Source organism: Paenibacillus sp. FSL P4-0127 (assembly GCF_038007325.1).
GTDB classification, from domain to species: domain Bacteria; phylum Bacillota; class Bacilli; order Paenibacillales; family Paenibacillaceae; genus Fontibacillus; species Fontibacillus macerans.
In genome coordinates this window covers 783,483-795,899 of the sequence record NZ_JBBOWY010000002.1, presented here as the reverse complement: position 1 = coordinate 795,899, position 12,417 = coordinate 783,483, and the positions used below count along the sequence as shown (strand labels likewise).

Annotated in this window: 10 protein-coding genes; 6 read left to right on the top strand and 4 right to left on the bottom strand. The window is 56.3% G+C overall.

Features of this window, described 5'->3' with window-relative positions; genetic code table 11:
- Positions 1-136: 136 nt before the first annotated feature.
- Positions 137-1,069: an aldo/keto reductase gene (locus tag NYE74_RS29945; RefSeq protein WP_341005436.1), complete on the top strand. Its 933-nt coding sequence runs from the start codon at positions 137-139 to the stop codon at positions 1,067-1,069.
- An 87-nt stretch (positions 1,070-1,156) separates the two neighbouring features.
- Here the strand turns inward: NYE74_RS29945 and NYE74_RS29940 are convergent, their stop codons facing one another.
- From NYE74_RS29940 to NYE74_RS29930, 3 genes are all read right to left on the bottom strand, one after another.
- Entirely contained in the window at positions 1,157-2,884 is a 1,728-nt protein-coding gene (locus NYE74_RS29940; protein WP_341005435.1) for a DUF4153 domain-containing protein, read from the bottom strand.
- Between the two features lie 141 nt (positions 2,885-3,025).
- Positions 3,026-4,540: a PH domain-containing protein gene (locus NYE74_RS29935; protein ID WP_036625590.1), complete on the bottom strand. Its 1,515-nt coding sequence runs from the start codon at positions 4,538-4,540 to the stop codon at positions 3,026-3,028.
- Positions 4,537-5,034 carry a PH domain-containing protein gene (locus NYE74_RS29930; RefSeq protein ID WP_036625592.1) on the bottom strand — a complete coding sequence of 166 codons (498 nt, stop codon included), beginning with the start codon at positions 5,032-5,034 and terminating at the stop codon, positions 4,537-4,539. Before NYE74_RS29930 ends, NYE74_RS29935 begins: the two co-directional genes overlap by 4 nt.
- 163 nt (positions 5,035-5,197) lie before the next feature.
- Between NYE74_RS29930 and NYE74_RS29925 the strand changes: the two genes are divergently transcribed.
- The 5 genes from NYE74_RS29925 to NYE74_RS29905 all read left to right on the top strand — a co-directional run bounded on the left by NYE74_RS29925 (position 5,198) and on the right by NYE74_RS29905 (position 10,341).
- On the top strand, positions 5,198-5,770 hold the full coding sequence (locus NYE74_RS29925; protein ID WP_124331846.1) for a DUF2975 domain-containing protein: 573 nt from the start codon (positions 5,198-5,200) through the stop codon (positions 5,768-5,770).
- Between the two features lie 21 nt (positions 5,771-5,791).
- Entirely contained in the window at positions 5,792-6,034 is a 243-nt protein-coding gene (locus tag NYE74_RS29920) for a helix-turn-helix domain-containing protein (RefSeq protein WP_255310181.1), read from the top strand.
- Positions 6,035-6,095: 61 nt separating this feature from the next.
- Positions 6,096-8,246, top strand: coding sequence for an ABC transporter substrate-binding protein (locus tag NYE74_RS29915; protein ID WP_341005433.1), 2,151 nt, complete (start codon positions 6,096-6,098; stop codon positions 8,244-8,246).
- Positions 8,247-8,362: 116 nt separating this feature from the next.
- Positions 8,363-8,956 (top strand): hypothetical protein, encoded by a 594-nt coding sequence (locus NYE74_RS29910; RefSeq protein WP_278739437.1) that lies wholly within the window; start codon positions 8,363-8,365, stop codon positions 8,954-8,956.
- Between the two features lie 452 nt (positions 8,957-9,408).
- The gene (locus NYE74_RS29905) at positions 9,409-10,341 is read left to right on the top strand and encodes an S-layer homology domain-containing protein (protein WP_036625596.1); all 933 of its coding nucleotides are present in this window, start codon (positions 9,409-9,411) and stop codon (positions 10,339-10,341) included.
- A gap of 140 nt (positions 10,342-10,481) precedes the next feature.
- Here NYE74_RS29905 and NYE74_RS29900 read toward each other — a convergent pair whose 3' ends face one another.
- Positions 10,482-12,359 carry a cellulase family glycosylhydrolase gene (locus NYE74_RS29900; protein ID WP_082207916.1) on the bottom strand — a complete coding sequence of 626 codons (1,878 nt, stop codon included), beginning with the start codon at positions 12,357-12,359 and terminating at the stop codon, positions 10,482-10,484.
- Positions 12,360-12,417: the final 58 nt, after the last annotated feature.

Here is a 12,417-nt window from a genome sequence, read left to right as displayed (position 1 = left end):
TACCATTATACGAATACATACCTGGCGGGACAATCACTTTAAAACGCAGCCGCGGCCATCGGCCAAGAAGCTCAGGAGAAATGCCCGCCGGATTGCGGTATAATAAACTTATTAGTGGAAAAAGGAGGAAAAACGAATGGCAGCAAGCGTCAAATTAGGCAAAACCGATTTATATGTAAACCCGATCGGTCTGGGGACCAACGCGGTAGGCGGGCACAACATTTATCCGAATCTGGACGAGGAAACCGGGAAGCAGGTCGTGCGGACCGCTCTGGAGCAGGGGATCAACTTCCTGGACACGGCGTATTTCTACGGGCCGGAGCGGTCGGAAATCCTGATCGGCGAAGTCGTCAAAGAGCTTGGCGCCCGCGACCGCGCCGTCATCGCCACCAAAGGCGCGCACCGGATGGCGGGCGGCAAAATCGTGTTCGACAATTCGCCGGCCTTCTTGCGCCAGGAGGTCGAAAACAGCTTGAAACGGCTGCAGACCGACTACATCGACCTGTACTACATCCACTTCCCCGATGAAGCGACTCCCAAGGACGAGGCGGTCGGGGAGCTGAAGAAGCTGAAGGATGAAGGTAAAATCCGGGCGATCGGCGTATCCAATTTCTCGATTGAACAGCTCAAGGAAGGCAATAAGGACGGATACATCGATGTGCTGCAATCGGAATACAATCTGCTCAAGCGCGATGTAGAGAAGGAACTGCTGCCGTACTGCCGGGAGCAGGGCATCTCCTTTGTCCCGTATTTTCCGCTAGCGGCCGGCCTGCTCGGCGGGAAATACGACAAGGATACCAAGTTCGCCGATTACCGGGCCAATCACCCGATGTTCCAGGGCGAAGCGTTTGCCCGCACGCTGGAAAAAGTGGACCAGGTCCGCAAGATCGCCGCAGCCAAAAACGCCGAGGTGGCCCATGTCGTGCTGGCCTGGTACTTAACCCGGGATACGATCGACGCCTTGATTCCCGGAGCCAAGAGACCGGATCAGGTCATTCGCAATTTGAAAACGCTGGACGTGACCCTAACGCCCGAGGAAATCGCCGGCATCGACCGTATTTTTTCCTGAAGCAACGGCGGAAAAAGAGGGATGAAGCCCGGTTATTCGGGGTTTCATCCCTCTTTGGTTTGCCCGATTCACCAAGGTTCCCGCTGCCTAGCGGTTTCTATCCTCCTCCAGCGCACGGACCGCCCGGAATTTGGCCCAATTGAACCCCGGCCAGCCCTGGCCTTCGGGTATCGTTGTCATGACGTCCCAGCGTTCATGCAGCTGGCGGTTCAGTTCCGGATCGGCCTTGCGGCTGTAGCTTACAAGCCATGGCAGCGCGTCGGCGGACAGAGTCGTCAGGTAATGGGCATCGATTTTGCCGGTCGCTTCGTAGCGTTCAACGTTCTTTTTGGCGATAAAGAGGTCCATATTGGCATAGTTTACCGCAACGTAAGCGGCCAGGCCGAGCACGATAAAGCATTTGGCCAGCGGAACCCGCGCGAAGCGGATGCGCAGCCCGGCGCAAACGAGCAGCAGCGCCAAAAAGATCATAAAGGCGAAGACCAGAAAGCGGATATAGGTATAGCCGTAGGCTTCCTGGTACAGGGCCAGCCGCGTAAACGCCGACAGCAGCATGATGCCGGAGCATCCGACAAGGATATACAGCAAAGCCTGATTCAGCGTCCGCAGCGCCTTCCTCGCCTCGCCGCCCAACGTCAAGGCGCCGATCAGTATCGCAAAATTGATCGACGTAACCAGAACGAGCTCAACAAATCCGCTTCTCGCGTAATCGGCGTAAGTGCTGCCGTCCGGCAAAACGCCCCGCCACGCCCCGAACAAATATGTAAACTGGAGCGAAACGAACAGCAGATAAACGATGTTGATCGAGACCAGCACGGTAGCGGCAATCAGCGGATCGATTCTGACGGGCGTACTGCCCGGGTACGTACTGCCCGGGTACGGGGAAGCGGCAGCGGTTGCGCCAGGCAGCGTTTCGCTTCTGCCTGCACCGCTCGTACCGTTGCGGCCCGCATCATTCTGAATCGTTCTGCTCACGCCCGCACCGCTCACGCTCGCACCGCCCTCACCCGCTCCGCTCTGGACCATATCGCTCTGGACCGTATCGCTCCGGAACCCACCGGTCTGCCCTATACTGTCCGCCATCGGGATTCCTCCAAACCAGTCTACGGGGTTTTCCCGCATCGGGTCGACGAATCCCCACAGATAGCCGAACAGCAGCAGGCCGAGCAGCAAGATCCAGATCAGCCGGAACATCACATCCCCGAACGAAAGGCTGTCGTTCAGCCAGTCCGGGATCGCCGAGAGCAGGCGGTCAAAGCTGCTGTCCGCCGAGGTCAACAGCCCGATCACGACGATCAGAAGCGGCAGCGCGATCAGCAGCCCGAGCAGCACCTTGCCGGCCGCTTGTTTGCGGCTGTCGCCCATTTTTTTCGTCGCTGCCGATTGCACGGCACGGAATGCTGTAGCCCAGTGCCGGAAGTTTTGCGGAAGCAGATGGTCGAGCACATCAAAAATAATCCTTAAATCGCCCCACGACCGTTTTTTCAGATTAAACATATAAGTCGTCTGGGCAAAAATGAGGCCGGGCAAGGCAAGCAAATTCAAGGCAAAAAACACCGAATTGGCAAACAGCGCATACGTCAGCGACAGCAGCACGACCGCCGCCAAGGACAGCCAGCCGAACCAGGTCATCGGGCGCTGAAACCGGTCCCTGGCGCATAAGAACAAATACAGGTAAAACAAGCCGGCAAAAATCGGAACGGATACGCCGTAGCCGCCCCCGTAAAACAAATATTGATGCGCCGCGGCCAGCGCAAAGCCGCCGAGCAGCGCCGCCAGCACTTTGTCGTGCGGCATGGGCCTGTTTTCGTTCATCCCTTGGATCCCTCCGTAACTTCAAGGTTCGTCGAACCTTTGCTTTCTACCGCCCATTTTAATGGATAAAACAAGAAGATAAAGAGAAGGTTTTTCACAAGAAATTTCGTATTTTTAAAAAAGGCCTGCCGGACGGCGTCATCATTCAATCCTTATTTCCTTCGTTCTTCCCGCGTACCATGCGTAAAACGACCTTGCCCAAGCGGCCGGAACGCCGGGAAGCTTGTGCTGCAGAACGGGGCGGGCCCGGTTCGCGATATGGACGGACGCCAGCCCCCACCGGCGCTGCAGCGGGCCGCGGGTCACTTTCACTTCAATGATTTTCTCCCGCTTGCTGATAAACAGCCGGGAAGTCAGCCCTCCGGTCCGAAACTGCAGGAAACGGCCATGGATGGCATAAGCCGTATTGAAATGATTCAGGATATTCCGCGCCACGGTCCAAATCAACAGCCCCGCCGCGGCCATCCACCACCAAGCCGCCCCGAAAACCGGTACGTCCGGTATGAAAGGAAGCCAAGGAAGGGATAAAGCAATAAGAGAAACCCAAGTCCACCCTGACTTAGCCAAACTGATTCCCAGGGATGCCCGGGGGAGCGGGCTCATTTCGGCGGAAATCTCATAGGAAGGCAGCATTTCCGACACAAGGCGGAAGGCATCCAGGACCGGCAAAAAAGGATAAAGCGAGTTGACCTCCCGTTCGTCTTTCCCCTCGCCGCCCGCGGTGATCAACCGTACCTCCGCCAAACCAAGCAGCCGCTTCATCAGGGATTGGACAACCTCCACCCCCTGCACTCTTTCTTTTGCAATGGAGAACGCCGTACGTTCGATCATCCCCTTGACGATATAGATGCGCTCCGCATCCGAAGAAAGCTCAAAGCCCCCATATCTCACAAAAGTTACGGCGATCCCCAGGACGACGGATACCGCCGCCAGCAGCGAAAGTGTCGCCGCCGCCGACCACCAGGTACTCATCAGCTCGGCCAGAACGCCTTGGGCTTGTTGCTCAAGATCGAAAAAGTCATCGGCTTTGGAATACAGCGAAAAAAGAACCGGAATCAGAATAAGGAAACTCAAGGAGGTAAACGAAGCTTTGATCAGGTCTTTCCGGGCCGGACTGAAATGCAGGGTCCGCTTGGAATCACCGGCTTCTTTGGGCTTTACTTCCGAGGTTGCCCTATCGCCGTCCGCCGCAGTCAAAGCATCCTCCCTTTTTGCCGGTCCCGCCACCCGCTCCTCCAGCCGGTCCGCTTCCGCATAGGAGATGACGCGAAACTCGACGGCCGCATCTTCGCCCTCCATCCCGGTTTCAAAACGGATGGCGGTCACCTTGAAAATCCGGTGAAACAGCGTCGTATGACGGTTTATATTTTGAATTTTGGAGAAGGGGATCACTCTTTTCGACTTGACGAAAACGCCTTGGTATAAACGGAACGAAGTGTCATCAAGCTGATACCGGCGCGTGAGCCAACTCCACAGGATGGACAAGAGGCTGATTCCGGCCAGGACCAGCAAGGCCAGCCTGCCGTATTTCACCCATGCCGCGTCCGAGCCCGCTTTAAGAACAAATAAAAAGAAAAAGAAATAAATCGCATTTTTCCCCAAGTTCCAGATGCCCAGCAGCATAACAAACGGATGATAACGTTTGGCCCGGCTCATTCGTCGGCCTCTTTCAGCTTGGCATAACGGGCGATCTGATTTCTTAGTGCCTTGGCCGCGTCCTGGTCCAGGACGGGAATCGTATGCGAAGCCCCCATCGTCGTGACCGTTACCGAGCAGACCCCGTACCTTTTTTGCAATGGACCCTGCCGGGTGGCCACCGCCTGAATTTTGGTCATCGGAATCAACTCCCCGGTTTCCGTAAGGATTCCATATTTCAATTGCAAAAACTGCTCCGAAATGGCGTAACGCCATCTGGCATACTTCATGGAAGGCTGGATAAACACGGACCAAATCATCAGCGGCACCTCAAGGACGGCGAGTCCGGCCAGAATCCATCCCACCCAGGAAACCCATGAAAAACGGTGACCCAGATAAAGCAGCACCCCGATCACCAGAAATGTGACGGCGCTTTCGACCGCCTCATGAATCCTCCAAATTTTCACCGCATTTTTGGATAATCGCTGCCGAGGTTCGATGACTTCGTTAGACAAAAAAGAACCACTCCTTTCTATCAAGTCTAAGTTTAGCAAAGGTTACACATGAAACTCAATATGATTTTATTGTTTTTCGATAAATTATTATTGATTTGCAGTGCGACTTGTGCTAAATTCAGTTCCAGACACAAAGAGATTACGAGAAGAGGAGTATGAAATCATGAAATCCAAAATGTTCTTCAAAGCGGGATCCGTCGCTAGCTTGATCGTATTTTTTGTAGCTCTGCTGATCGGTGTGCTGGAGGCGATAGAGCATGTTTCCCGTCTCTGGTTCGCAGGCAGCGGATGGACCGGGGTTTTGGGCGATTTTGAGCCGGTATTCAGCTATATCGATATCCATTTTCTTGCCAATCCGGAGCTCTACGACAGCAGGGCGTTTATCGCTTTATCCTTCGTTAACTCGATCAGCGCGCTTCTTTTAATCGCGTTGTCCGCGTTTTATATGCATAAGTTGCTGCGGAACATTCACCGGGACAGCCTGTTTATGTATGAGAATGTTTCCGTCTTTTACAAACTGGGGATCGTTATTATTGTACTGGGTACGTTATTCAACTACACGGAATCCGTTATGCTGACGCAGGCCATCGGCGAGCTGCAGATCGTGGGCGCCTCCATTCAATTGACCGACATCTCGTACGTAGACAGCCTAATCAGCGGATTCGTTATGATGATCATTGCCTCCGCCCTCAAAATCGCCGTAAACGCGGTGGAAGAAAACAAAAATACGATCTGATCGAGAAAGCAGGTGACGGGCGTGATCAGAATCAAGCTTGATGTCGTAATGGCCCAGCGGAAAATGTCGTTAACCCGTCTCTCCCAACTGGTTGGAATTACCCAGGCCAACCTGTCCATCCTCAAAAACGAAAACGGCAAAGCGATCCGCTTCTCCACGCTGGATGCGCTTTGCCGGGCGCTCGAATGCCAACCCGGGGATTTGCTGGAGTACGTGGAGGATGAAGACGGGAACGCCGCGGAGCGGGGTATCGAAGCGGAATGATCCAAAGCGGACTTTTTGAACTACCTCTATGAAGAATACTTCTAAAAAGGGGGCGGCTCTCATGAAACTGCACCATCAATATTTGCTGCTGCATGAGCGTTACGGCGCCAAGGAGGGTGAAGCCGCCGTTGCGGGAGTTACGCTGGACGAGCTGGCGGCCGCCCTGGACTGCACCCACCGGAACGCCTTGACGATCATCCGCAACATGGAGGAGCGCGGCTGGATCGGGTGGACGCCGCGGCGGGGCCGGGGGGCGCGTTCTTCCTTGCGCTTCCTGGCGAGAGCCGAAGAAATCGCCGCGCAGTCGGTCATGCAGGCCATCCGCCGCAAGGATGTCCGGCAGGCGATCGAGGACATCCGCCGGCACGCTGGAAGCTCCTCGCTGCAGGACCAGCTCCAGGGCTGGCTGCTTTCCTATTTCGGGCATCACGCCGAAACGCGCCGCGACCGGCAGATCGACACGCTGCGCCTGCCGGTCCGGCAGCGGCTTTATACGGTGGACCCGCTGTACATGAACCTGCTGGCGGAGTCTTTTGTGTCGAGCCATGTGTTCGACGGTCTCGTCCATCAGCAGAGCGCCGCCGGGGAATTGCTGCCAGGCATCGCCCACGCCTGGGACGTTGACGCAGGCCGCACCGAGTGGACGTTTTACCTTCGCAAAGGAGTGCTGTTTCACAACGGCAATCTGCTTACGGCGGACGACGTCGTGTTTACCTTCGAGCGGCTGGCCGGAAGTACGCGCCGCGCTTTGTACAGCTCGATTTTCAAGCAAATCCGGACGGTTCGCGCGCTTAATCAAAACACCGTCCGCATCGAGCTGAAGGAGCAAAGCGAGCTATTTCTTCCGTGGCTTTGCACCAGCCGGGCCGCCATCGTCCCGCGAAACCTCGACGGGCGCGGGGAAGCAAGATTCGGGGTGAGTCCCGTCGGCAGCGGGCCGTTCAAAGTCGCCGAGATGAACGGCGATCTGTGCGTGCTGGAGGCTTTCCCGCATTATTTTCAGGGGCAGGCGCATCTTGACCGGATCGAAATCGTGTATGTGCCCTGGAATATCGCCGGGGAACCAGGCGCCGGAAGCGACGGGGATTCTCTCTCCCCGTTCCACGTTATCCCTAATCCGACTGCGGCGGAAAGCGAAGGCTGGAGCCAAATGCATTCCCGGGTCTCCGTCCGCAAATTCGTGACCTGCAATACGCGAAAAAGCGGCCCGCTCAGCGATCCTGCGGTGCGGGCGCGGGTTTTTTCCGCGCTGCGGGGCGCTGCCGCCGAGCCGGCTCGGCGTGCCGACGCGCCGGGGCGGCTTGGCACCGGACCTGGGCAAGACGTTGCCGACTCTGTGCGAGGTAGCGCCGATTCAACACGGGATACTGCCGATTCAGCACGGGGTACTGCCGATTCGGCGCAAGGCGGCGGCTCATTTGGCCAGGACGCTATCGCATCAGAAGAGGGCGCCGCTGCACCTGGGCGGGACGCCAGCGCACTTGGGTGGAGCGCCGCCGCTGCACCCGGGCTGGACGCCAGCGCACTTGGGTGGAGCGCCGCCGCTGCACCTGGGCGGGACGCCAGCGCACTTGGGCGGAGCGCCGCCGCTGCACCCGGGCTGGACGCTAGCGCACTTGGGCGGAGCGCCGCCGCTGCACCCGGGCTGGACGCCAGTGCGCTTGGGCGAAGCGCCGCCGCTGCACCCGGGCTGGACGCCAGTGCGCTTGGGCGGGATACGGCCGCACCGGCGCAGGATGCGGCCGGGTCCGAGCTGCTTATCGCCACCATTGCGCCGTACAAGCCGGACGCCGACTTCGTCGCCGGACGCTTGATGGCCGCGGGCTATCCTTGCCGCGTACTTTCCGCGTCGGCGGAGGAATTCAAGGGCGATATCCGCCTGAAGTCCGACCTGATCGTCTTTTCCCTGCTGCGGGACCAGGACGAGCAGCTCCGCCTGTTCGATCTGTATCAAACCGTCTCCGAACACGTGGAGCCGCATATGCAGATCGACATCGGCAGACTGCTGCAGGCCGTGGCCTTGGAGCAGCATCCACGGCGGCGGGCCACCCTGTTCGAGAAAATCGAAACGCGGTTAATCGCCGCGGACGAACTGCATATTTTATACGAAAAACCGGTCCAGACCGCTTTCCTCCCATCGGTGCGCGGCGTCGCTTTCAACAGCCAAGGCTGGGTCGATCTGCGGAATATCTGGTTTCCGCCGAAGCTTTAAGCACGCCAAAAAAATTTGCCCAAATGCGGCAAAAAACGCTCGCAAGTGAAACATACCTCATCCTGGTTACGTCAGGAAGGCAAATACTTAAAATTAAAACGATAAGGAGGGACTTGATGCACAGTGTACGGGGACGGCGGTTATGGTCTGGCGGCCATATCTGGGGCCATATTCGGGATTATGTTCGGGATCATATCCGGGACCTTATTTGCGGCCTGGTTCGAGGCCCCATTCCGGCTGCGGCCCTGCTGCTGGTTTCCGGCTGCGCGAGGAGCGAAGCAAGCAGCGGGAACGGCCTGGGCAGCGAGCCGCCCCTGCCGGCGGTCCGTACAGCAGCCGATACCGCCATTACGGTAATTCAGGGGTCGTACTGTTGGAGCAGCACCGGCAAGTCCGGGAAGACGGGCCAGGGAGTCTGCGTGGATTACGCCAGCCCGAGCGAAATGGCCCAGGGCAAACCGGCCGCGGCGGCAAGCCCCGGGGAGAAGATAACGTTCCGGTTCGACAACGTCAAGCCGCCGACGGAAACCACGGTAACTTTATTTAAAGACGGCCGTTCCGAACAGGTTGCGGCGGCGGACGGTTCCTTCGAAGTGCCGCATGAGCCGGGAACGTACGTTTACGATCTGTTTGCGATATGGCTCAAGGATCCGGAAAAACGCATTTCCGCAGGCACGTCTAGCTATGTTTTTTCCGTCCGGGTCGAATAACGAATAACTCAACGCGATGGCATGCAGGGCTTATGCGGGGCTTGAAGCCGCTATTCGGAAACTTGAACTCGCCGAAGCCTTTGCGTAGAAGGAACCATATGCCACTCCCCCACTGTCGCAGATATAAGTAACGGGGAATCCTACGAAATGCAAAAGTGCATGCGGTTTTTATCGAAATTCCTCGAAACAGGGGGTTCAGATGCAAAAGTGCAGTTCATTTCTGAATAAAAGATACTTTTTTATCGGATAGTTCTAAATGAGATGAACTTTTGCATTTCAACTGCTCCAAGACGGCAATTTATATAGAATGGAATGCACTTTTGCATTTGATCCATTTGATCCCGCCAGGCCGTCCTTCAATATGTTTCGACTGGCTGAAAAAAGTGTGCTTGATGATCCGCCGATTTCATGCTGCGAAGATTGAGTAATTACTCTTTTACGGGAGGCAACCTATGAACAACACGAGCAAATTCACTTTCAAATGGATGAAGCTGACGCTGCTTATGGTCATCGCCTTCACCCTGCTGGTTGGCGGCACCGCCTCCGCCTTCCAAGACGCCAAAGGAGGCCGTGAGCAAAAAGCGATCGAAACCTTGAAGAAACGAGGCATCCTTAAAAGCGACCAATCGGGATATTTCAAGCCGAACCAAAAACTAGACAACGCTTCGGCCATCTCGCTGATCGCCGGCGCGTTCGAGCTAAACCTCGATAACCTGCGTTTCGTGAAAAAACCCGAGGCCAGCGACTACTACAGCAAAGTAAAAAACGACGCCTGGTACGCCGGAGCTTTCGTGATCGCGCTTTACCGCGGCTTCGATATTCCGAAGGACATCGACCCTTCGGCGAAAGTGACGAAGGAGCAGTTCAGCCACTGGCTGTTCCAGGCGATCGCCACCCAAGGCGAATACGCGTGGCCGATGATTTATACCGAAATCAAGGACGGCAAATCGATCGATGCGGATTTGATGGGCAGCATCCAGAAGCTGCTGAACGCAGGGATCGTGACGCTGGACAAAAACAAGAAGTTCAACCCCGCCGGACCGATCACGTTCAGTGAAGCCGCCGGCATGCTGGAGCGGGCGCTCGGGTTCGTCGAAGACAGCAGGCCAACCGGCACGGTGACCGGAAACTTGTATGACTTCAACTTGTCAAAAGACAAAGTGAACGGAGGCATCTACAAAGTGACGGTTTCGGCCATGGCTCCCCATCCGGGATACGGCATCGAAATCGCGAGCATCGTTTTTGACGGGGACAAAGCCGTGATCAACTACCGGATCACTGGGCCGGAGAAAGGCAAATTGTATCCACAGGTCATTACCGAGGTTAAAGCGGTCACGTATATTCCGGACAATTACAAGCCGGTGCTAGGCGAAGGAACGAAGTGAATCCGACGGTCCGCCCCAACGGGAACGGTGAGTGAGTAAGTGAGATAGGCCCAAATACAAAGACAAAGACGATTCCAGATCCGCCCGCAAGCGGAAATGAAATCGTCTTTTGCATGCATAGTTATTGAATTTTCACTTTATTAGGGCTCTACTCCCCATACCAGCGAATCATCCAGGTACAGCGTTACTTTATCCCAGTCGGCATAAGCCGTTTTGGTCGGATCGAAGGAGTAGTCGTCCGCTTCGTTGAAATTGGACCAATCGGATTTGGCCATCCGCAATTGAATTTCACCGGTTTCCCCGCCGGCCGAAATCGAGCCCGCCGCAGCGGTAAAGCTGAGTTCGACATAAGCGTCGGTAAAGGCTCTTTGAATGTTTTCGGCTCCGATCGGCGCCCAATCCACCCAAGAGCTCATGCTTTGCGTGCCGTCTTTCGAGAAGTAATAGCGGAGCTTCAGGCCGCTCAAGTCAACTGCGGTTGTACCGTTGTTCTTAATATTAAAATGCGGTTTGATCTGATTGTCGGTCGGATTGGTGTCGGCCGCCTTATACTGCACGACCAGATTGACATCAGGCGCGTTTGAGCCTTCTTTCGGCGTCGCGGCCGCCTCGGCGGAATTGCCGCTTTCTCCGGCGCTGTTCACCGCGCTGACCACATAATAGTAGGCCGTGCCGTTGGCAAGTCCGCGATCGGTAAAGGCCGTGCCCGTGATCCCGCTGGCTACGGTCGTGTACGGTCCCCCGCTAACCGTCGCTCGCTTCACCTTATAGCTTTCCGCCCCGGCGGAAGCCGACCAGTTCAAGCTGATCTGTCCGTTGCCCGCCGTAGCCGTCAATTTGCCCGGGGCGGCGGGCAACGTTTCGCCTAACGGCTGCATAATCCGGTCCAGCATGGCTTGCTTCGGCTCGTTCCAGGTGACCCAATCGTCCAAAAGCAGCCCGCCCGTGTCTCCGGAGTTCGGGTTTACGCACCAATAAGTCCAATAAAGCTCGTTCTCGCCGATATAATCGACCAGGCGGTTCTGCCAAATGCCTTCAACGCTGCTCATGTCCACGCTCCGGCCGCCGAATTCGCCCACGATGACCGGGGCGATGTTTTGCTTGCTGATATATCCCCAGTAGGCGTCCCAAATCGCCGGCATGTTATCGGGGAAGGAAGGGTCCGAGAACCAGGGCTGGGAAGCGACGCCAGGGCCGTAATCATGGGCGGAATAAACCAATTGGTTCGGAACGTCCAACTCAACCGGGTGATTGGCGACTCCTTTAAGATTGCCGCCCCACCAGTAGCCGTCGCTGTAGCCTTGCACATTTTTCTCGATTCCTTCGACGATGATCAGCCAATGCGGGTTTACGGACAAAATGGCGTTGCCCGCCCGCTCCGCCGCCAGCTGCCAATCGGTGGCCGGATCTCCCGTTCCCCAACTGGCCGGACCGTGGGGCTCGTTGTGCAAATCGGCGCCAATCACCGTGTCGTTGCCGTTATACCGTTCCGCCAGCATCTTCCAGTCGTCGATCCAGCGTTGTTCGGAGTAGTCCGCGGTATACCAAAGCTCGGATTGTCCGCCGGACCCGGGACGATGGCGGTCGAGGAAAATCTTCATGCCGCGGTCTCCTGCTTTTTCGATTAGTTTATCCATGATCTGAATGGGAGTCAGCCCTTTTAAATCCGGGTTTTTGTCGTAGTCGATGCTGTTGGGGGCGGATCCGGGGTCAAACATCTGGTTGCTGTACGGCAGACGGATCAGATTGTAGCCGCGCTCTTGGATCTGATCCAGGACGTCATCCATGGACCGTGTCCACAAGCCGTGAGGCGAATAATTCGGTGTCTCGAATCCGAACCAGTTGATCCCGTTGAACACCGCCGGATTTCCGGCCGAATCGACGATCCGGTTCCCTGACGTATGGTAATAATTAGCAGCCGCTTCCGCATGGCCCGGTGCCAAGCCGGCCATCCCGATTCCCATAGCGCCTAATACGAGCGAACCGGCCAGAATACTTTTAACGATCGTTTTGAACATACGCTCACCCTCTTTCCTAAAATGCGGTTTATATTAAAGAAAACAAAAAATCAATCCG